The 20,393-nt window shown below is 37.7% G+C and carries 19 protein-coding genes and 1 other RNA gene; 6 read left to right on the top strand and 14 right to left on the bottom strand.

Annotated elements, in window-relative coordinates; translation table 11 throughout:
* The 3 genes from ftsZ to AAX18_RS08260 all read left to right on the top strand — a co-directional run.
* The coding region (gene ftsZ, locus AAX18_RS08270) for a cell division protein FtsZ (RefSeq protein ID WP_046953539.1) at positions 1-1,089 on the top strand (1,089 nt) is incomplete at its 5' end.
* A gap of 43 nt (positions 1,090-1,132) precedes the next feature.
* On the top strand, positions 1,133-2,050 hold the full coding sequence (gene lpxC / locus AAX18_RS08265) for a UDP-3-O-acyl-N-acetylglucosamine deacetylase (protein ID WP_005630366.1): 918 nt from the start codon (positions 1,133-1,135) through the stop codon (positions 2,048-2,050).
* A gap of 123 nt (positions 2,051-2,173) precedes the next feature.
* Positions 2,174-3,331 carry a chorismate mutase gene (locus tag AAX18_RS08260; RefSeq protein ID WP_046953538.1) on the top strand — a complete coding sequence of 386 codons (1,158 nt, stop codon included), beginning with the start codon at positions 2,174-2,176 and terminating at the stop codon, positions 3,329-3,331.
* A gap of 39 nt (positions 3,332-3,370) precedes the next feature.
* Here AAX18_RS08260 and rapZ read toward each other — a convergent pair whose 3' ends face one another.
* From rapZ to yjgA, 6 genes are read right to left on the bottom strand one after another with little or no spacing between them, the layout of a single operon-like run.
* On the bottom strand, positions 3,371-4,228 hold the full coding sequence (gene rapZ, locus AAX18_RS08255; RefSeq protein WP_005637682.1) for an RNase adapter RapZ: 858 nt from the start codon (positions 4,226-4,228) through the stop codon (positions 3,371-3,373).
* 15 nt (positions 4,229-4,243) lie between these two features.
* On the bottom strand, positions 4,244-4,738 hold the full coding sequence (ptsN, locus tag AAX18_RS08250) for a PTS IIA-like nitrogen regulatory protein PtsN (protein ID WP_046953537.1): 495 nt from the start codon (positions 4,736-4,738) through the stop codon (positions 4,244-4,246).
* Positions 4,739-4,740: 2 nt separating this feature from the next.
* Complete coding sequence (gene lptB / locus AAX18_RS08245) at positions 4,741-5,466, bottom strand: LPS export ABC transporter ATP-binding protein (RefSeq protein ID WP_005627189.1); 726 nt, start codon at positions 5,464-5,466, stop codon at positions 4,741-4,743.
* A gap of 3 nt (positions 5,467-5,469) precedes the next feature.
* A complete protein-coding gene (gene lptA / locus AAX18_RS08240) occupies positions 5,470-5,988 on the bottom strand; it encodes a lipopolysaccharide transport periplasmic protein LptA (protein WP_046953536.1) in 519 nt (172 codons plus the stop codon).
* On the bottom strand, positions 5,969-6,577 hold the full coding sequence (gene lptC, locus AAX18_RS08235) for an LPS export ABC transporter periplasmic protein LptC (protein WP_046953535.1): 609 nt from the start codon (positions 6,575-6,577) through the stop codon (positions 5,969-5,971). The genes lptA and lptC overlap by 20 nt, the downstream gene beginning before the upstream one ends.
* A 48-nt stretch (positions 6,578-6,625) precedes the next feature.
* Positions 6,626-7,162 (bottom strand): ribosome biogenesis factor YjgA, encoded by a 537-nt coding sequence (gene yjgA / locus AAX18_RS08230; protein WP_046953534.1) that lies wholly within the window; start codon positions 7,160-7,162, stop codon positions 6,626-6,628.
* Between the two features lie 88 nt (positions 7,163-7,250).
* Here yjgA and pmbA point away from each other — a divergent pair, with 88 nt between their 5' ends.
* Positions 7,251-8,606 (top strand): metalloprotease PmbA, encoded by a 1,356-nt coding sequence (gene pmbA / locus AAX18_RS08225; protein ID WP_046953533.1) that lies wholly within the window; start codon positions 7,251-7,253, stop codon positions 8,604-8,606.
* Between the two features lie 211 nt (positions 8,607-8,817).
* Positions 8,818-9,357: a hypoxanthine phosphoribosyltransferase gene (gene hpt / locus AAX18_RS08220; protein ID WP_046953532.1), complete on the top strand. Its 540-nt coding sequence runs from the start codon at positions 8,818-8,820 to the stop codon at positions 9,355-9,357.
* A gap of 55 nt (positions 9,358-9,412) precedes the next feature.
* Here the strand turns inward: hpt and nrdG are convergent, their stop codons facing one another.
* Positions 9,413-9,880 (bottom strand): anaerobic ribonucleoside-triphosphate reductase-activating protein, encoded by a 468-nt coding sequence (nrdG, locus tag AAX18_RS08215; protein ID WP_046953531.1) that lies wholly within the window; start codon positions 9,878-9,880, stop codon positions 9,413-9,415.
* 128 nt (positions 9,881-10,008) lie between these two features.
* On the opposite strand from nrdG, the gene ffs reads away from it, so the two are divergent.
* Positions 10,009-10,107: signal recognition particle sRNA small type (gene ffs, locus AAX18_RS08800), an RNA gene on the top strand.
* Between the two features lie 19 nt (positions 10,108-10,126).
* Here the strand turns inward: ffs and cydC are convergent.
* From cydC to ydiJ, 7 genes are all read right to left on the bottom strand, one after another.
* Positions 10,127-11,857, bottom strand: coding sequence for a heme ABC transporter ATP-binding protein/permease CydC (cydC, locus tag AAX18_RS08210; RefSeq protein ID WP_046953530.1), 1,731 nt, complete (start codon positions 11,855-11,857; stop codon positions 10,127-10,129).
* Complete coding sequence (cydD, locus tag AAX18_RS08205) at positions 11,857-13,617, bottom strand: heme ABC transporter permease/ATP-binding protein CydD (RefSeq protein WP_046953529.1); 1,761 nt, start codon at positions 13,615-13,617, stop codon at positions 11,857-11,859. Before cydD ends, cydC begins: the two co-directional genes overlap by 1 nt.
* A 62-nt stretch (positions 13,618-13,679) precedes the next feature.
* Positions 13,680-14,636 carry a thioredoxin-disulfide reductase gene (gene trxB, locus AAX18_RS08200; RefSeq protein WP_005646388.1) on the bottom strand — a complete coding sequence of 319 codons (957 nt, stop codon included), beginning with the start codon at positions 14,634-14,636 and terminating at the stop codon, positions 13,680-13,682.
* 109 nt (positions 14,637-14,745) lie between these two features.
* Positions 14,746-15,603 carry a co-chaperone YbbN gene (locus AAX18_RS08195; protein WP_046953528.1) on the bottom strand — a complete coding sequence of 286 codons (858 nt, stop codon included), beginning with the start codon at positions 15,601-15,603 and terminating at the stop codon, positions 14,746-14,748.
* Between the two features lie 78 nt (positions 15,604-15,681).
* Positions 15,682-16,653 carry a ferrochelatase gene (gene hemH / locus AAX18_RS08190; RefSeq protein ID WP_046953527.1) on the bottom strand — a complete coding sequence of 324 codons (972 nt, stop codon included), beginning with the start codon at positions 16,651-16,653 and terminating at the stop codon, positions 15,682-15,684.
* Positions 16,650-17,066 carry a hotdog fold thioesterase gene (locus AAX18_RS08185; RefSeq protein ID WP_046953526.1) on the bottom strand — a complete coding sequence of 139 codons (417 nt, stop codon included), beginning with the start codon at positions 17,064-17,066 and terminating at the stop codon, positions 16,650-16,652. The genes hemH and AAX18_RS08185 overlap by 4 nt, the downstream gene beginning before the upstream one ends.
* 13 nt (positions 17,067-17,079) lie before the next feature.
* Complete coding sequence (gene ydiJ, locus AAX18_RS08180) at positions 17,080-20,163, bottom strand: D-2-hydroxyglutarate dehydrogenase YdiJ (RefSeq protein ID WP_046953540.1); 3,084 nt, start codon at positions 20,161-20,163, stop codon at positions 17,080-17,082.
* Positions 20,164-20,393: the final 230 nt, after the last annotated feature.

Here is a 20,393-nt window from a genome sequence, read left to right as displayed (position 1 = left end):
CATGGTCGTATTATTTTTTACGCTGTAAATACAGATGCTCAAGCATTACGTAAAAGCCAAGTTCAACAAACCGTACAAATTGGTGGAGAAACTACCAAAGGTTTAGGCGCTGGGGCAAATCCAAATGTTGGCCGTAAAGCTGCGGAAGATGATCAGGAAGAAATTCGCAAAATGCTTGAAGGTGCGGATATGGTCTTTATTGCAGCTGGTATGGGGGGGGGCACTGGTACTGGTGCAGCGCCTGTTGTCGCAAAAATTGCTAAAGAATTGGGCATTTTAACTGTTGCTGTTGTGACCAAGCCATTTGCTTTTGAAGGCAAAAAGCGTATGCAATTTGCAGAGCTTGGTATTAAAGATTTAGCTCAGTATGTTGATTCGATGATAATTATTCCTAATCAACAAATCCAAAAAGTTCTCCCTAAAAATGCTAAATTAATTGATGCTTTTGCTGCAGCAAACGATGTGTTACGTAATTCGGTTATGGGTATTTCGGATATGATTACATCGCCTGGCCTAATCAATGTGGACTTTGCCGATGTAAGAACAGTTATGTCTGAAATGGGACAAGCGATGATTGGTTTCGGTTCTGCTATTGGTGTTGCAGGTGAGGGTAGAGCAGAAGAAGCCGCTCGTATTGCAGTGCGTAATGATTTATTGGAAAAAATCGATCTTTCTAATGCTAAAGGTATTTTGGTAAACATCACAGCTGGTATGGATCTTTCTTTTGAAGAGTTTAATATTGTTGGTGAAACTGTCGGTAGCTTTGCTTCAGAAGATGCAACAGTGGTTATTGGTACGAGTTTAGTGCCTGAGATGAGTGATGAAATTCGAGTGACTATTGTGGCAACAGGATTAGGCGAAATCGCTCCAACTGAGTCTGTTCAAGTATTGCGTCCTTCTCGTCCAGTTGAGCCAGAAGGTACAGGTCGCGTAAATATTGTGCCTGATATACATACTCGTGAGCCTGTAGAAACTCAAAAAACTCCAGCAGAAGAATATCATCGTCCGTTGGATAAACCTATCACAGATCGTTTAGAAGCATTTAAGAAAAATAGTTTCTTTAATCCTGCACAACGTGAAGAGAATTAATTTAATTGGTTTTAAGAAATACCTGGAATATTAAGGTAGTAGAATGATTAAACAAAGAACATTAAAACAAAGTATTAAAGTAACAGGCGTTGGTTTGCATAGCGGTAAGAAAGTGACTTTAACATTACGTCCTGCTATGCCAAATACTGGTGTTGTTTACTATCGTACAGATTTAAATCCAGCTGTGGCATTCCCAGCTGATCCTAATTCAGTACGTGATACAATGCTTTGTACTGCATTAATTAATGAGCAAGGTGTACGAATTTCTACCGTTGAACATTTGAATGCAGCATTATCTGGTCTTGGTATTGATAATATCATTATTGAGGTTGATGCGCCTGAGATTCCTATTATGGATGGTAGCGCGAGTCCATTTATCTATTTGTTATTAGATGCTGGAATTGAAGAACAAAATGCACCTAAGAAATTTATTCGTATTAAAGAATATGTTCGAGTTGAAGATGGTGATAAATGGGCTGAATTTAAACCTTACAATGGTTTCCGTTTAGATTTCACTATTGATTTTGATCATCCTGCTATTGGCAAAAATGTTCGTAATTATGTCATGGATTTCTCTGCTCAAGCATTTGTTCATCAAATTAGTCGAGCAAGAACATTTGGTTTCATGAAAGATATAGAATATCTTCAATCTCAAGGTTTAGCATTAGGTGGTAGCCTTGATAATGCTATTGTTCTTGATGATTATAGAATTTTAAATGAAGATGGCTTACGCTTTAAAGATGAACTTGTTCGTCATAAAATGTTAGATGCAATTGGCGATCTTTATATGGCTGGTTATAACATTATTGGTGATTTTAAAGCTTATAAGTCTGGTCATGGTTTAAATAACAAGTTACTACGTGCTGTATTAGCAAATCAAGAAGCGTGGGAGTTTGTAACTTTCGAAGATAAAGAACAAGTACCGCAAGGATATGTTGCTCCTGTTCAAGTATTTATCTAATCATTTTATTTTTGAAAAAGCTATATTTCTGCTAAGAAGTATAGCTTTTTTATTTTCATCGCACTTTAATGGCTAATGCTTAAAAGTGCTGTTTGTTTTTCTCGTTTTTTATAAGAGGATGCTATGAAGCTAGAATTATCTGAAATTCGTCAACAAATTACGCAAATAGACCGTAGTTTATTAAAATTGCTTTCTGAGCGTCATCGTTTAGCTTTCGATGTAGTGAGAAGTAAAGAGATCTCGCAAAAAGCTTTACGTGATGTAGAGCGAGAACAGCAACTTTTACAAGAATTAGTTCAATTTTCAGAAAATGAGAATTATCAACTTGAACCACAATATATCACTTCAATTTTCCAAAAAATTATTGAAGATTCAGTATTGACCCAGCAAGTCTATTTGCAGAATAAACTTAATGAACAACGTAATCAAAATTTACATATTGCTTTTTTAGGTAAGAGAGGGTCTTATTCAAATTTAGCTGCACGTAATTATGCTGCTCGTTATCAAAAACAATTTGTAGAGCTAGGATGTCAGTCTTTTGAGCAAGTATTTGAAAAAGTGCAAAATGGTGAAGCAGATTTTGGTGTATTGCCTTTAGAAAATACAACATCAGGCGCTATTAATGAGGTCTATGATTTGCTCCAGCATACTGACTTATCATTAGTAGGCGAGCTAGCTTACCCAATTCAGCATTGTGTTTTGGTAAATGGCACGACTGAATTAAGTCAAATCGATACTTTATATAGTCATCCTCAAGTGATTCAACAATGTAGTCAATTTATACATAGTCTTGATCGAGTACATATTGAGTATTGTGAAAGTAGCTCCCATGCAATGCAACTTATTGCAAGTTTAAATAAGCCGAATATTGCGGCATTAGGGAATGAAGATGGTGGTAAATTATATGGACTTAGCGTATTAAAAACTAATATTGCTAATCAAGAGAACAACATTACGCGTTTTATTGTCGTTGCTAAAGAACAGCGTGAGGTTTCACCACAGATCCCGGCAAAAACATTATTGTTAATGACAACTTCACAGCAAATTGGCTCATTAGTTGATGCACTTTTAGTTTTCAAAAAACATCAAATTAATATGACGAAATTAGAGTCTCGTCCAATTTATGGGAAACCTTGGGAAGAAATGTTTTATCTCGAAATAGAAGCGAATATCCATCATCCTGATATTCAGCAAGCTTTGGAAGAGTTAAAGAATTGTAGTAACTATCTAAAGATTTTAGGTTGTTATCCTAGCGAGATTGTAAAACCAGTTAATTTATAAGAAAGTGCGGTCAATAAAATTATTTTTGACCGCACTTTTTTATGCTTTTTTATTTCGTTCTAAAGATTTGTGCTGAATTTGGACTATTTTCCCTTTAGCTTGAAAATATTCGCCTAACTGCTGTGCTATATAAACGGAGCGGTGTTTTCCCCCAGTACATCCAATAGCAATGGTTAAATAGCTACGATTGTTTTTTTCTAACATTGGCAACCAAGTATCAATATAGTTACGAGTGAGGTAGATAAATTCATTCACTTGCGTGTGACTATTTAGAAATTCTGCTACTGGTGCATCTAATCCTGTCATTGGGCGTAATGTTGGATCCCAATGTGGGTTAGGTAAGAAACGTACATCGAAAACATAATCAGCATCTAAAGGAATTCCATATTTAAAGCCAAAAGATTCAACAACGATTTTTAGTTCTTTATCACTATTTCCTCGTAAAAATTCGCGTAGGCGTTCCGCAAGGGTATGAGTAGAAAGATGAGTGGTATCAATAATAAAGTTTGCGTGTTGAATTAATGGCTCAAGGTAGCGATATTCTTCATCTATTGCTGCTTCAAGAGATAAATCTTTCAAGGAAAGTGGGTGCAGACGGCGTGAATCGCTATAACGACGAATCAATGTGCCACGATCTGCTTCAAGGAAAATAATCTTTAATTGATGATATTTTTGTAAGGTATTTAGAGTTTGTTCAAGAGTATTGGCTGAATTAGGAATATTACGAATATCAAGGCTGATTGCGACCGAAGATTGGGATTGGGATAGAATATCCGTCAATTGAGGAAGTAAATCTAGAGGAATATTATCAACACAATAATATCCGGCATCTTCTAATGCTCGTAAGGCTACAGATTTTCCTGCGCCAGAACGTCCACTAATAATGATAATTTCCATAATTCCCCCTTTAAATTATTCTTGCGTTTCTTCCGGCGAACTTTCTGCTCTATCTGAAATCTCAAAAACTTGCCAAATTTCATCCGCACTTTTGGCGGAGCGTAATTGTTTTAACATATTTTTATCGGTAAGTTTTTCGATTAATGATGCCAAGATAGGGATGTATGTTTCGCACTGATTCTCCGGAATGAGTATAGCAAAAATTAAATCTACAGGTTTACCATCAAGCGAATCATAATTAATTGGGGTATCCAATTGCATAAACATGGCAATTGCTTTGTCACATACCTCAAGAGGCATTTTCGCCTTAGGCATTGCTATGCCATTGCCTAGCCCTGAGTTACCCAGCTTTTCTCGCTCAAAAAGGGATTCAAAGCACGCTTGTTCACCTTTATCACAGTGAAGTTTTTCTTCTACAAAATGTGCGATAGATTCAAATAATCGTTTTTTGCTAGAAAAACTAACGCCTTGACGAATATTCTCAGGGCTTAATAGTTCAGTTATTTTCATTTTTATAATTTGAATTGTTCGCCTAAATAAACTCGTTTAACGTGTTCATCGTTCATAACTTGTTCTGGTGTACCCGTTGCGATAATTTTACCTTCGCCAACAATATAAGCCCGTTCACATACATCAAGTGTTTCACGTACATTATGATCGGTAATCAAAACACCTAATCCTCGGTTACGTAAGTCGGTGATAATTTTCTTAATATCGCTCACAGAAATTGGATCTACACCAGCAAATGGCTCATCTAATAGAATAAACTTAGGATTTGCAGCTAATGCTCGTGCAATTTCCACTCGACGACGTTCACCGCCAGATAATGACTGACCTAAACTATCCCGAATATGGCCAATATTAAATTCCTCAATCAACTCATCAGCTTTTTCTCGACGTTGTTGAGAGGTTAAATCTTTGCGTATTTCTAATACAGCCATTAGATTTTCGTATACAGTCAAACGACGAAAAATAGAGGCTTCTTGTGGCAAATAACCGATTCCACGTTGCGCACGATTATGCATTGGGAGCAAACTAATGTCTTCTCCGTCAATAATAATTTTACCTTGATCTTGGCGAACTAATCCGACAACCATGTAGAAGGTTGTTGTTTTCCCAGCGCCGTTTGGTCCGAGCAAACCGACAATTTCATTAGAGTTTACAGTTAAACTTACATCCGAAACAACTTTACGGCTTTTATAGCTCTTAGCTAAATTTTCAGCAGTCAGAATTGACATAAATTACTTCCCTTTAGCTTGTTGTAATTGCGATGGAATAAGGACTGTTGTTACACGTGATTTTCCATTACCATTAGCTTTAAGTTGTTGTTTTTTCACATCGTAGGTAATTAGTTGTCCATTAATCTTACTATCAAGTTGCTTTAATTCAGCATTATCAGTTAATGTTAAAAATTCAGTACCAAGATCATAGTGAACTTTGTTTGCTTTTCCATCTACTGGCTTACCATTATCTAGCTTTTGATGAAATGTTACTGGAGTACCAAATGCTTCTACGGTTTCTTTTTTACCTGAATTTTCAGGTGGGCGTGTAATGACAACTTTATTTGCCTTGATTAAAATTGAACCCTGAGTAATTGAAACGTTATCAGTAAAAGTGACAACACTTTTTTCCATATCTAATGATTGATTATCGGAAACAATGTTAATTGGTTGATTCGTATCATCTTTCAACGCGAAAGCAGAGAAAGAGGTCATGATTAATGTGGCGAGTAAAATAATTTTATTGTTTGTTAATTTCATAATATGTTTTTACCTGTTCTTTTAATGTCGCAATTTGTTGGCGTAGATTGCCAACCATTTTTAAGCCAGTTGAGTTAAAATTTTGTCCGTTTATTTTCACCATTGTATCTGATGAAATATCTTGAGTTTTTAAGTTAACCTCTGCAACTTGTGTTTCAATTCGCTGTAAACGAGAAGTTGGTTCTAAACTTTCAGCAACGACATCACCCTCTAAATAAAGCATTTCATCTTTCGTCAATTTGGCTTTTTTTGCGCTAAGTTTCCAACTTTGTGATTCTAATAATTTTGCTGAATTATTTGATTTTTCAGCATTATTAGATGTAGAGACATCGAATAAGTACACCAAAGGCATTTCAAACTCAGTATGGCCATCAACTGTATAATGTTTCACTTTGTCTGCGGTCGAGAGATATTGTTTCTTACCTTCAGGAGAAAACACCGTAGTTTCCATTTTATTTCCAATATAATCTGGACTATCTGGTTTTTTTACTAAGTTTGACAAATCAGGTTTATCGCTATTTAAAGAATAAAACCATCCCAGTGAACCGAGAGCGATAAGACCCAAAATTACATTCCAACGAATATTCATATTTTTAAATTTGTTACTCGAAAAGTGCGGATAAAAATTTAATATTTTTTAATCTTCTAACATCAATGTTTTGAGCATTTGATAAATTTCTCGATAGGCTTTCGATGGTTTATTTTGCTCACGTTCTTTTTGTGCAGAACGAATAAGATTACGTAGTTGTTGACGATCTACATCAGGATAATCATTGAATAAATCGGTTAGGGCCTCATCACCTTTTTCTACTAATTCATCCCGCACTTTTTCGATTTTGTGCAGCATGGCCTGCTGTTGGTTATGTTTATTTTCGATTTTATCTAATGCTTCACGAATAGGCTCAACATCAATTCCTCGAAATAATTTGCCGATATACTGTAATTGACGGCGACGAGCTTCTTTTTGTAAACGCTGTGCAAGTTCAATGGCATCAAGTAAGGATTCATCAAGTGGGATTTTGGCAAGATTAGCTTTGGTTAAATTGACAATCTTTTCACCAAGTTGTTTTAAATCTTCAGCATCGCGTTTGATTTCGCTTTTACTTACCCAAATAATTTCTTCTTGGTCTTTATCTTCCCAATCGAAAGCTTCTTTTTTCTTACGTTTTGCCATAATTTCTCTCAACTAAAATTTGGCGCGTATTTTAGCACAAAGTTTCAAAATAATATAAAATGTGACAAATTTTTAACGGGAAAAAATAATGAAAATAGCCGAAAATCAAACCGCACTTTTGAAAGCTCAAGAACAAGAATTACGTCAAGCAGTTAGCTTTGCTGTTGAATTAGCAACAAAATCAGGCGCGACTGCAGAAGTCGCCGTCACTAAAGTGAGCGGATTGTCAGTATCCACACGCTTGCAAGAAATTGAAAATGTTGAATTTACTAATGATGGTGCATTGGGTATTTCCGTTTATATGGGACAACAAAAAGGCAATGCATCAACATCAGATTTAAGTGAAGGTGCAATTCGAAACGCAGTGGAAGCCGCACTTGCTATTGCAAAATACACTTCACCCGATGATTGCACAGGCCTTGCGGATAAGGATTTAATGGCTTTTGATGCGCCTGATTTAGCGCTTTATCATGCTGCTGATGTGGATGTTGATAAAGCAACAGAACTTGCACTTCAGGCTGAAAAGGCGGCTTTAGAAGCTGATGAACGCATTGTAAATAGTAATGGCGCAAGTTTTAATTCACATACAGGCGTGAAAGTGTATGGAAATAGTCATGGCATGTTGCAAAGTTATTTATCAAGCCGTTATTCCTTATCTTGTTCGGTTATTGGTGGCGTAGAAGATGCCTTAGAAAATGATTACGAATACACAATTTCCCGTGAATTTGACAAACTCCAATCGCCAATTTGGGTTGGCGAAAATTGTGCAAAGAAAGTCGTTTCTCGTTTAAATCCTCAAAAACTTAGTACACGAGAAGTGCCAGTTATTTTCTTAAATGATGTTGCAACTGGCCTTATTTCTCATTTTGCCGCAGCAATAAGTGGTGGCAGTTTATATAGAAAATCGAGTTTCTTGCTCGATCATTTGGGTAAACAGGTCTTACCTGATTGGTTCAATATCAGTGAGAGACCACATTTATTGCGCCGTTTGGCTTCAACGCCTTTTGATAGTGAAGGTGTTCGTACACAAGATCGTGAAATTGTCGAAGATGGAATATTACAAACTTATTTAGTGACAAGTTACAGTGGTAAAAAACTCGGTATGCCAAGCACTGGCCATGCTGGTGGAATTCACAACTGGCTTGTTAAGCCAAATTTAACTGGAGGATTGACCGCACTTTTACGTCAAATGGGAACAGGATTGTTAGTAACGGATGTCATGGGACAAGGTGTCAATATTGTTACAGGCGATTATTCGCGTGGCGCATCAGGTTTTTGGGTGGAAAATGGTGAAATTCAATATCCAGTCGCCGAAATTACTATTGCGGGACAATTGCAAGATATGTTGAAGAATATGGTTGCTGTAGCTGAAGATATAGAGCATCGTTCTAACATCCAAACTGGTTCTATTTTGTTAGATAAGATGAAAATTTCAGGAAATTAAAAAATATTTTTAAAATTGAGAATTATTCTTATTGACAATAACTAAATGTCTGTTACTATACGCACATCTGTTAAGCGATTGCAGGTTGCTCCAACAGGTAGAGTAGAAAGTAAATTCGTTAGGGTTCAAAAAGGCTGAAGGTTTAAACTTCAGCCTTTTTTTTGTAAAATAGCAAACGATTTTATCCCCTGTTATTTAATAAGGAAACACAATGAAAAAACACCACGTTGACATTTTAATTTCAGAGAACGATGTTCATGCTCGTATTGCTGAATTAGGTGCTCAAATTACAAAATTTTATCAAGAAAAACAGATCGATAGCCTTGTTGTTGTGGGGCTTTTACGTGGTTCCTTTATGTTTATGGCGGATATCGTTCGTCAGATAAATTTACCTGTGGAAATTGAATTTATGACAACTTCAAGTTATGGCACTGGCATGACCACTAATCACGACGTTCGTATTACCAAAGATTTGGACGGTGATATAAAAGGTAAACACGTTTTAATTGTGGAAGATATTATTGATACGGGCTATACCTTGGAAAAAGTGCGTGATATTTTGAATTTGCGTGAGCCTGCTAGCCTTGCAATTTGTACTTTACTTGATAAACCTTCTCGTCGGGAAGTGGAAGTGCCTGTTGAATGGATTGGTTTTGAAATTCCTGATGAATTTGTGGTTGGGTATGGTATCGATTACGCGCAACGCCATCGTAATTTAGGCTACATCGGTAAAGTTGTTTTAGAAGAATAATTTGATTTTATTGAAAAGTGCGGTTGAAATTTTAAATGAATTTTTAGCCGCACTTTTATAACTTAAATCGATGAATAATTTGATTTGCTGAACCTCGCCAAACTAAACTTGGATCTGCCTGTTCTTGAATAAATTTCCCATCAATTAACACATCAATATAAGGCAACATAGCACGTTGTTGTTTATCTAATTCATCTAGTTTATAACCCGTCCAAACCCAGATGTCTTTATCAGGGCATTCTCGTTTTACGCGTTGCACAAATGGCAATAATGTTTCTACGTTGCGCGGATGAAGTGGATCGCCACCTGAAAGCGTCAACCCTTGGCGTTTAATGCGTGTGTCTTTTAAATCATTGATGATTTGTTGTTCCATCTCTTCATCAAATAATACACCCGCTGAAAATGACCAACTTTTTTGGTTATAGCAACCTTTGCAAGCATGCGTACATCCACTGACGAAAAGTGTACATCTTGTACCTTCGCCATTGATCACATCGGTCGGGTAGTATTGGAGGTAGTTCATTTCATTAAAATCCTGAAAATGTGGCTTAAATTCTCGCCAAATTCACCGCACTTTTGAATTAGTCTTTGCAATACGGCGGTAATTTCTGCATAATAGCGCGCAATCGCATTGCGATATCAATGGAAACCTTCTCGGTCTCTCGCAACGGTGTCTGGTTTACTCGGTCAGGTCCGGAAGGAAGCAGCCAAAGTCGGAATTACTGTGTGCCGAGAAGAAGCTGGGAAGGTTTCCGCCCAACTTCCTTTCTTATACCCGCTCAATCAATCTTTTAAAGAACCCATTTTCTTTTGTGATTAAGCTATTGTAATCGCCTTCTTCGATTAATCTTCCGTTATCAATTACACAAATTTTATTGAATTGTTCAATTGAACTGAGACGGTGAGTGACCATAATTAGGGTTTTATTTTCGGCATGTTGTAGAATCAAACGTAAAATTTGACGTTCAGTTTCGCGATCTAAGCCTTCTGTTGGTTCATCCAATAATAAAATTGGCGCATTATTGAGTAAAATACGCGCTAAACCTAAACGGCGTTGTTCCCCACCGGAGAGTGGACGACCGCCATCACCAAGCCAAAGATTTAAACCTTTTCCTTCTTGCTCAAGTAATTTGCTTAAGCCAACTTGATGTAGCACTTCAATCATTTTCTCATCAGAAATTTCATCCGTACTTGCAAATTGTAAATTTTGACGAAGTGTATCGCTGAATACGTGAACACGTTGAGTTAAAAAACAAATTTTGCGGCGTAATGTCTCTTCTGAATATGCTGAAATGGGTTTTTCTGCTAATAAAAGTTCACCTTGATTCGCATCATAATTGCGCACTAAAAGTTGAAGGAGTGAAGATTTCCCACTTCCAGTTTTGCCTAAAATAGCAATTTTTTGGCGTTGTTCTAAATCTAATGTAAGATTTTTTAATACAAGCGTTTCTTGCCCTGGATAGGAAAAACTTAAATCCTTCGCAGAAATCAACCGCACTTTTGTTTCAAATTCCTCGTTGCCATTAAACTCAACAAGCGGTTTTTGCTCAATGATTTCGGTTACTCGATCTGCAGCAGCAATAACTTGACCTATATGCAAAAATGCTGCACCCAATGGCATGATGATCTCAAAGGCTGCAAGTGCAGCAAAAGTGAAAAGTGCAATATAAGCCGTGCGATATTCATCTGTGCCAAAATCGGCGTTACTTGCAAACCATAGCATTCCAGAAATTAATAAACCATTAAGAAAGAGAACAAGTGCGGTAGAAAATCCGCTTAATTTTGCTTCTTTGGCTTGATCTTCCTGCCATGTTTTTTCTGTAGCTGACATTTTCTCTTTTAATTTATCTTCCGCATTAAATAATAAAAGCTCGGCTTGTGCTTGGATAAATTCTAAAAACTGGGTTCGATAGGTCGCGCGTGCTTGGATTAAGCGTTCACCAAATTGCTGTCCTAGTCGATAGAAAACAGTTGGGATAATTATTAATAAAATTAACAAAAATAAGCCTAAACCAAGAGCGAGTGGAATATTGATAAAGCTAAGTCCAATCGTCATGGCAATGATTACAAATGCAGCAGTGAAAAATGGCGCAAGTAAACGTAAATAGAGACTATCAAGTGTATCCACATCGGACACTAAACGATTTAACAAATCGCTGTTGCGATAACGATTTAATACTGCTGGGCTTAAAGGAATGATTTTTTCAAATACTTGTACGCGTAATTTGGACAAAATACGGAATGTTGCATCATGCGTCACTATTTTTTCAAAATAGCGCATGACGGTTCGTCCGATAGCTAAACCTCGCACGCTGGCTGATGGGTAGAAAAAGTTAAATAGCGTGCCTAGTCCTGCAATGGCTGTAGCAGCTAAAAACCAGCCTGAAACGGTAAGCAAGCCCATGCTAGAGCCTAAGCCTAAAATCATCAGCACCAAGCCTAAAATAAGAGGAAATTTGGCGAATTTAAATAAACGTATAAACGGAAGTAATGTGCGCATTATTGGATATCCTGTTGTCGTTGAGCGAGTAGTTCAGCAAAGAAACCTTCATGTTGTAATTCGGCAAATTTACCTTGCTGTACTATTTCTCCTCGTTGCATCACAAAAATTTGATCACATTGTTTCAAATCTTCAATTCGGTGGGTAATCATCAGTGTAGTTTGATGCTGGCTTGCTTCATTCAATGCTTGTAAAACAAGATTTTCTGATTGCGCATCTAAGCTTGCGGTTGGCTCATCGAGCAGAAGCAAATCGCCTTTGCGTAACAGAGCACGAGCAATGGCAAGACGTTGCGCTTGACCCACAGAAACGCCTAATCCACCATCTTTTATTTCGTGATGAAGTCCAAGTTTATCGGTAAATTCTTTCGCTTGAGAACGCATTAATGCTTGATTAATTTCTTCATCGTTGGCTTGAATATCGCCAAGTAGTAAGTTTTCTTTAATTGTGCCTTGTAATAACAATGGATTTTGTCCTACCCAGGCAATATGTATGCGCCAGTCAGCTAGATTGCTTTCTCGAAGTTCTTGACCATTAATTTTGAGAGAGCCCTCATAAGGTAAAAAGCCCAAAATTACATTCATTAACGAGGTTTTCCCTGCGCCACTTTGTCCTACAAGTGCAACATTGTGATTTGCTGGGATTTGGAAATTTAACGGCTTGGTTAACGCTGAACCCTGTGTCGAAAGCACCACTAAATTTTCGGCAGAAATTTCAACCGCACTTTCTAAAGATATTGTTTTTTCATTTTGATGAACGGTTAAATAATCGGATTCTAAGAAATCAACAATGGCATCTGCTGCCCCAATACCCGCTGCTCGGTCGTGGTAATAAGCGCCAAGATCGCGTAAGGGTTGATAAAATTCAGGTGCAAGAATTAAACAAAAGAAACCTGTGAAAAGTGTAAGCGGTGCATTATAGGTGCCAAATTCAATTTGACCTAAGTAGCTAAAACCAAAATAGACCGCCATCAGTGCAATGGAAATAGAGGTAAAAAATTCCAATACAGCAGAAGAGAGAAAAGCGAGTTTTAGCACATCCATTGTGGTTTCACGGAAATCTTCAGTGGCATTTTCAATATGCGCTGTTTGTTCAGAAGTGCGGTTAAAAAGACGCAAGGTTTCTAAGCCGCGTAAGCGATCTAAAAATTGGGCACTGAGGCGAGAAAGGGTGTCCATATTTTTTTGGCTGTTGTCAGCCGCAGCAATACCGACAATGATCATAAACAGAGGAACAAGCGGTGCGGTAATCATTAAGATTAAGCCTGCAGCCCAGTTCAACGGAAATACAGCAATTAAAATAACGACTGGAACAATAGCGGAAAGGCTTTGTTGAGGCAGAAAACGGGCATAGAAATTATGTAAGTTTTCTACTTGTTCCAACATAATGCTTGCCCAACTTCCAGCTGGTTTTTGATTGATTGTCGCAGGGCCCACAAGATGTATTTTATCCAGAATTTTTTGACGAATATGATTGCGTAATAATTGTCCGCTTTGGAAACCAATTTTTTCTCGTGCCCATAAAATAATAGCACGCATCCCGAAGCCGATAATTAGCCCGAGAAAATAAGGAATAAGTTCATCACGAGGCACATTTTGCATAATCAGTTTATCAAGCAAAGTCGCAAGAAAATAAGTTTGCGCGACTAAAATGAGTGCAGAAAGCGTAGCTAGGACAATGTTTGCGCGCATTAATTTTTTGATAGGTTCCTGTTGTGCGCGAAGCCATTTTTGTAAATATTTTTGGCGAAGTTTGTTCATAGTTTTATCGTGATATAGAAAAAGTTCCCCTCTTTTAAAAAGAGGGGAATTAGTTAGAGAATTTATGCTTCTTGAGCATCTAAATAGCGTTCTGCATCCAATGCTGCCATACAACCTGTTCCGGCAGAGGTAATGGCTTGGCGATAATTGTGATCCATTACATCGCCAGCTGCGAACACGCCTTCCACAGAAGTGGCAGTTGCATTTCCTTCAAGACCAGATTTTACAACGATATAGCCATTATTCAATTCTAGTTGCCCTTGGAAAATTTCCGTATTTGGCGAGTGACCAATCGCTACGAATAAGCCATCTAATTTGAGTTCTTCTTTCTCCCCAGTTTTAGTGTTGGCTAAACGTAATCCGGTTACGCCCATGTTGTCACCCAACACTTCATCTAAAGTGCGGTCAGTATGCAGAACGATTTTTCCTTCTTCCACTTTTTTGTACAAACGGTCGATAAGGATTTTTTCCGCACGGAAGCTATCGCGACGGTGGATTAAATGCACTGTACTTGCGATATTGGCTAAGTAAAGCGCTTCTTCTACCGCAGTATTTCCACCACCAATCACACCAACTGGCTTATTACGATAAAAGAAACCATCACAGGTTGCACAAGCAGAAACGCCACGACCTTTGTAGTTTTCTTCTGAAGGTAAGCCAATATAGCGTGCAGAGGCGCCTGTTGCGATAATTAACGCATCACAAGTGAAATTTTGTACATCGCCAAAAAGTTTGAATGGGCGAGACGATAAATCTACGCGATTGATATGATCGAAGACGATTTCTGTTTCAAATTTTTCTGCATGTTGCAACATGCGTTGCATTAAACCTGAACCGGTAGTCATCTCAAAATCACCTGGCCAGTTTTCGATTTCATCTGTGGTGGTAAGTTGGCCACCTTGTTGCAAACCAGTCACTAATACAGGTTTTAAGTTTGCACGTGCCGCATAAATGGCTGCTGTATAACCAGCAGGGCCTGAGCCTAAAATTAAAAGTTTTGCGTGTTTGATATCTGACATAAAGAATCCTTGTTTTTCGTAAAAGGAGAATTAATTAAATTCAAGCTTATTCTAATGATTGCTATGCATGAAATTGTTCCATACAGCTTATCAATTATAAACCTTTCGATTAATAGAGCAGTGAATAAAGCAATCGGCGAAACTTATTTGTTAATGGATCAGCATTGCCCATTGCACTTAAAATGGATAAAAATTGTTGTTTCACTTCACCATTCTGTGCCCCTAAATCTGTTTTTAAAATACCGAAAAGTAGTGTCAGCGCTTCTTCATTTCGTCCAGCTTGATGAAGTTGTATAGCAAGTTTTATTGCAATTTCAGCTGTTGGGTTTTTAGCATAATCGGCTTGTAATTGCTGGATTTCAGGTGTATCGGCTGCTTGAATTTGTAGCTCAATTTGTGCCTGTAATCCGTGCCAACGGCTATCGCGATCTTGTAATGGAATTTGATTTAAAATTTCCTGTGCTGGCTCTGTTTTCTTCATTGCAATATAGGTTTCAGCGTAGAGTAGGGCAACATCACTATTTTTCTTATCGGAAAGCTCCCATGCGTCTTTCAACAATGGCAATGCAGCCTCATAGTTTTCTACTTGCAAGAAATCTAATGCTTGTTGGAATTTTAAATCTTCCTCTTTAGGTAAAATAATGCTTAATCGTTGGATTAACGACGCTTTATCAAGAGCACCTGGGAATGCATCTAATGCCTGTGCTTCTTTAAACAAATAGGTGGTTGGCAATGCTTGGATGCGGAATTGTGCGGCAATCATTTGCTCTTTTTCACAATTTACTTTCCCAAGAATAAATTGTCCTTGATATTGTTCTGCAACTTGCTCAAGTAGTGCCAAAAAATCCGCCGATTCTTTATGTGTTGGCGCGTAAAAATTGATGACAAGTGGTTTTTCTAAGGATTGTTGCAGTATTTCAGTAAGATTTTGTTCGTTGATGTCAACGATTAAAGGAAAATCAGCCATGTTTTATCCTTGTGAAAAAATAATGGCTGATTTTAGCAAAGTGCGGAAGATTTTAGAAACGTTTTACCATTTCTATTATTAAGCAAGTTTTTCTAGGATCAATTTTCCCATCATTTCAATATGTGCATGCTCTACATTAAGTGCGGGAATATATTGATAAGAGTGTCCGCCATTGTTTAGGAAATTTTCTCGATTTTCTTTGTCAATTTCTTCAATGGTTTCTAAACAATCTACGGAGAAACCTGGGCAAATAACGGCAATTTTTTGAATGTTCTGTGTTGCAGCTGATTCTAAAAATTTATCGGTGTAAGGCTGTAGCCATTCTTCACGCCCAAAGCGCGATTGAAACGTCATTCCCCATTGGTTTTCTGTTAAGCCCAGCTTATTAACAACTGCAATAGTCGTTTGTTTACAATGTTCACGATAATAATCGCCCATTTTTTCATAACGCAGAGGAATACCGTGATAAGAAAATAGTAAAAACTCATCGGGTTTTAACCGCACTTTTATGGAATCGGCTAAGGCGTTAATGTAATTTTCATCAACATGATAAGAATGGATGAAATCAAAAGGCACTAATCCTCGTTCTTCTTTAAGAGCATTAGAGAATGCATCAAATACTGCGCCCGTGGTTGAGCTAGAGTATTGTGGGTAAAGAGGCAAAACAATAATTCGCTCAACTTGATTTTTAAGCAAGTTTTTCACCGCACTTTGCATTGAGGGATTGCCGTACGTCATGGCAATTTCTACTTGAGTATCGATATTTTGCTTATCTAAATAGGCTTGTAATGCGTCTTTTTGTTGTTGTGAAATGGCAAGTAAAGGCGAGCCTTGTTCTGTCCAAATCGATTGATAATTTTTAGCGATACGTTTTGAACGCAATGGCAAAATAATGGCTTTTAGCAGTGGATACCATTTGCAACGCGGTAAATCTACCACGCGAGGATCCGTTAAAAATTGCCATAAATAACGGCTGATCGACTTCGGTGTCGGGCTATCTGGCGTGCCTAGATTGGCAAGTAATACGCCGATTTTTGCGGATTTTGTCATAAATTGATTACGGAAAGGGTTAATCTAGAAACACAACAAAGTTTATTCTCTTCTGTGCGGATGTCAATTTGCCAAACTTGGATATTTCTGCCCAAATTAATTGGTGTGGCTCTCGCGGTTACTTTACCTGAACGAACAGAGCGAAGATGATTGGCGTTAATATCCAATCCAACCGCAGCTTTGCCTTCTTCCAAACAAAGCGAACCCGCAAGGGAACCAATTGTTTCAGCTAAAGCAACCGAAATCCCGCCATGCAACACACCAAACGGCTGCATAGTACGATGATCCACTGGCATTGTCGCTTCAATCCAATCTTCGCCAAAAGCAGAGATTTCGATGCCAAGATGGCTAACTGCACTGTTGGAGCAAAGTTGATTTAAGTTTTCGAGCGTGAAGTTTTTTTGCCAAATCATGATGTTCCTTTCATTACGCTAAAATTTCTAATAATACCTGCACAGGGTGTTTTAGCACCACATGTTCATAACGTTTTACCTGACTACGACAAGAATAACCGGTTGCTAAACAAAAGTGCGGATCTTTTCCATGCAGTTTTTTATGCCACGATACATCGTAGATTTCTCGGCTCATTTTTTGATTTTGCACTTCATGTCCAAATACACCTGCCATACCGCAACATCCTACCTTTTCCACATTAAGTTGTTGTCCAAATTTTCCAAAAATTTCTTGCCATTCTTTTGGACTGTTAGGCATAAAGGTAGATTCCGTACAATGCGGGAATAAATACCAATCGGAAGTGCGGTCAGTTTTGGCGATGTTTTTCAGTTTATCTTGTAATGCCGTATTTTGTAATCTTTGTTTTAACCATTCGTGTGCGGTGAGAACGTGAAAATTGCCCCGTTTTTCTTGTAGTGCTTCTTTGTATTCGTCTCGATAAGACAGCACGATGGCTGGATCAACGCCTACAAGTGGAATGCCTAATTTTGCCATTCGATTTAAAAACTCGGCTTGATTTTGTGCTGTTTTGCTAAAGCGTTTTAAGAAACCTTTAATATGCATTGCTTTGCCGTTTGGTTTAAATGGCAACAGAATTGGTGTGAAGCCTAATTTATGCGTAAGCAGAACAAAATCGCGTACCACTTTTGCATCATAGTAAGAGGTATAAGGATCTTGCACAATAAATAAAATATCGTTTTTTTCTACCGCACTTAGGCCTTCCAATTCTTCCAAGGATTTGCCTTGATAATGAATTTCCACCAGCTGTTGTTGCAAATTGGGTTCAGAAAGCAAAGGCAAATCGGTCATGCCTAGCGTTCTTTCCACTAATGTTTTCGTGACTTTTAGCTTGGTAAAATAATTAAAGAATTTTGCTTGTTTTGCCATATAAGGCGCAGCGATTTCTAAATTTGCCACAATGTGATCTTTTGCGGGCCGTAAGTAGCGGCTGTGATAAAAATGAAAGAATTTCGCACGGAAACTTGGTACATCGATTTTAATCGGGCATTGGCTTGCACAGGCTTTACAAGCAAGGCAAGTATCCATTGCGGCTTTTACTTCGTGAGAAAAATCATAATCGCCTCGCCATTTTTGAACCGTATTGCTCAGTCTTTTCACAAGTGAGGCTAGTTTTATTTCTGTTTTACGGAAGTCTAATTGTTCGGGTGAAACATTTTCATTTGCCATCAATCTAAGCCATTCTCGAACCATGGCTGCGCGACCTTTAGGTGAAAATACGCGGTTTTTACTGACTTTCATCGATGGGCACATAATGCTGAGTTCATCAAAATTAAAACATAAACCGTTTCCATTGCAGTTCATTGCACCTTTAAATTCATCACGCATTTGGATAGGAATTTGGCGATCGTTATCAGCCCGCATCGGCGAAAGAATAGAATAAAGTTCATCTCTGGAATCTAAAGGTGTACAGATTTTGCCGGGATTTAAGCGATTGTTTGGATCGAATAAGGTTTTGATATAACGAAGTTCGTGCCAGAGTTCTGGCGTAAAGAATTTTTCGCCGTAATGGGATCGTACGCCTTTTCCATGTTCTCCCCAGAGTAATCCACCATATTTAATCGTAAGTTCTGCCACTTCATCTGAAATTTGTTTAAATAATTTCACTTGTTCTTTATCGCATAAATCAAGCGCTGGGCGGACGTGCAACACGCCTGCATCGACGTGACCAAACATGCCATATTGTAAATTGTGTTTGTCTAATAAAGCGCGAAATTCACTAATGTAATCCGCAAGATTTTCTGGGGGGACGCAAGTATCTTCTACAAAAGGAATTGGTTTGGCTGCACCTTTTGTATTACCAAGTAAGCCCACAGCTTTTTTGCGCATTGCATAAATACGTTCAATAGAATGTAAATCAGAACAAACTTGATAGCCAATAATGTGATCTTGGTTGTGTTCGATTTTTTCATCAAGTGAGCGACAAAGTGCGGTGACTTGGCGGTCTATTTTTTCTTTATTATTACCAGCAAATTCCACAATATTTAAGCCTAGGATTGGATCTTCTTCATTTTCTGTAAGAAGTTCATTCACCGAGTGCCAAATAATATCTTGTTTAGCGAGGTTTAAGACTTTGGAATCAACGGTTTCCACAGAAAGCGCATTGGCTTTCACCATAAACGGTGCATTGCGTAATGCCGCATCAAAAGAATGATATTTAATATTGATGAGTGTGCGATACTGAGGAATTTGTAGAAGATTGAGTTTAGCTTCACAAATAAATGCGAGAGAACCTTCAGAGCCAGTGAGAATTCTGGTGAGATTAAATTCACTTTCATCTTCATTGAATACATTTTTGAGATCGTATCCCGTTAAAAAACGGTTAAGTTGTGGCAAATCTTTAATGATTGCCCCTCTTTTTTCTTTGCAGTGTTGTGCGATTGTTTGATGGAGTCTTTTGCTACTATCACTTAATTCAAGCGCATCGATGTTTTCTAAAACATCAACAGAATTGACCGCACTTGTATCTAAAATTTCACCGTTCATTAATACTGCACGTAATGCCAAAACGTGATTAGAGGTTTTACCATATTGCAATGAACCTTGCCCAGAGGCATCCGTGTTAATCATTCCGCCTAACGTTGCTCGATTACTGGTGGATAACTCTGGGGCAAAGAACAACCCATGTGGTTTTAAAAATTGATTAAGTTGATCTTTTACGACACCTGCTTGTACTCGAACCCAACGTTCTTTTACATTGAGTTCTAAAATGGCAGTCATATGGCGAGAGAGATCCACTATTATATTGTTATTGATAGATTGTCCATTGGTCCCCGTACCACCACCGCGAGGCGTAAAGCTGATAGATTGATATTCAGGTAAATTTGCTAATTTTGTTATACGTACTATATCAGCAACAGTTTTAGGAAAAAGAATCGCTTGAGGAAGCTGTTGGTAAACGCTGTTATCCGTAGCAAGACTTAATCTATCTGTATAATTTGTAGCGATATCTCCTTCAAAATGTTGTTTTTTAAGCGATTGGAGATAGTTAAGGACATTTTGTTCAATTTGTGGAGTGCGATTTAGACTTGGCAACATAGCATTTAACTCATTTAAAGACATAAATAGCTGGGTGTTTTCGATAATATCTTAAGGTGCGAATAATGTCGAATTAGATTTTAAGTGTTTTTAAGAAGTGTTTTATGGAGTAAATTAGTTAAGAAAAGTGTATTTTTTGTATAAAAAACAAACAAAAAGTTCAAAAGAATTTGATCTTTTCAATTTTTATAGGATAATAAGCGGACTTTTGAACGTTCCTTTGGCGTAAA

Origin of the sequence: Haemophilus haemolyticus (assembly GCF_001008205.1) — a bacterium.
In the GTDB taxonomy this organism is placed as follows: Bacteria; Pseudomonadota; Gammaproteobacteria; order Enterobacterales; family Pasteurellaceae; genus Haemophilus; species Haemophilus haemolyticus_Q.
The sequence above is the reverse complement of the archived record's forward strand: the minus strand, read 5'-3'. Positions and strand labels throughout refer to the sequence as shown.

What these genes read in the sequence shown, in the direction of transcription:
- cydD (WP_046953529.1), bottom strand. Translation starts at nt 13,617, where the DNA reads ATGAACAAACTTCGCCAAAAATATTTACAAAAATGGCTTCGCGCACAA.
- AAX18_RS08185 (WP_046953526.1), bottom strand. Translation starts at nt 17,066, where the DNA reads ATGATTTGGCAAAAAAACTTCACGCTCGAAAACTTAAATCAACTTTGC.
- hemH (WP_046953527.1), bottom strand. Translation starts at nt 16,653, where the DNA reads ATGACAAAATCCGCAAAAATCGGCGTATTACTTGCCAATCTAGGCACG.
- hpt (WP_046953532.1), top strand. Translation starts at nt 8,818, where the DNA reads ATGAAAAAACACCACGTTGACATTTTAATTTCAGAGAACGATGTTCAT.
- pmbA (WP_046953533.1), top strand. Translation starts at nt 7,251, where the DNA reads ATGAAAATAGCCGAAAATCAAACCGCACTTTTGAAAGCTCAAGAACAA.
- lptC (WP_046953535.1), bottom strand. Translation starts at nt 6,577, where the DNA reads ATGAATATTCGTTGGAATGTAATTTTGGGTCTTATCGCTCTCGGTTCA.
- yjgA (WP_046953534.1), bottom strand. Translation starts at nt 7,162, where the DNA reads ATGGCAAAACGTAAGAAAAAAGAAGCTTTCGATTGGGAAGATAAAGAC.
- trxB (WP_005646388.1), bottom strand. Translation starts at nt 14,636, where the DNA reads ATGTCAGATATCAAACACGCAAAACTTTTAATTTTAGGCTCAGGCCCT.
- ptsN (WP_046953537.1), bottom strand. Translation starts at nt 4,738, where the DNA reads ATGAAAATAACTGAACTATTAAGCCCTGAGAATATTCGTCAAGGCGTT.
- nrdG (WP_046953531.1), bottom strand. Translation starts at nt 9,880, where the DNA reads ATGAACTACCTCCAATACTACCCGACCGATGTGATCAATGGCGAAGGT.
- lptB (WP_005627189.1), bottom strand. Translation starts at nt 5,466, where the DNA reads ATGTCAATTCTGACTGCTGAAAATTTAGCTAAGAGCTATAAAAGCCGT.
- lpxC (WP_005630366.1), top strand. Translation starts at nt 1,133, where the DNA reads ATGATTAAACAAAGAACATTAAAACAAAGTATTAAAGTAACAGGCGTT.
- lptA (WP_046953536.1), bottom strand. Translation starts at nt 5,988, where the DNA reads ATGAAATTAACAAACAATAAAATTATTTTACTCGCCACATTAATCATG.
- AAX18_RS08195 (WP_046953528.1), bottom strand. Translation starts at nt 15,603, where the DNA reads ATGGCTGATTTTCCTTTAATCGTTGACATCAACGAACAAAATCTTACT.
- ydiJ (WP_046953540.1), bottom strand. Translation starts at nt 20,163, where the DNA reads ATGTTGCCAAGTCTAAATCGCACTCCACAAATTGAACAAAATGTCCTT.
- AAX18_RS08260 (WP_046953538.1), top strand. Translation starts at nt 2,174, where the DNA reads ATGAAGCTAGAATTATCTGAAATTCGTCAACAAATTACGCAAATAGAC.
- rapZ (WP_005637682.1), bottom strand. Translation starts at nt 4,228, where the DNA reads ATGGAAATTATCATTATTAGTGGACGTTCTGGCGCAGGAAAATCTGTA.
- cydC (WP_046953530.1), bottom strand. Translation starts at nt 11,857, where the DNA reads ATGCGCACATTACTTCCGTTTATACGTTTATTTAAATTCGCCAAATTT.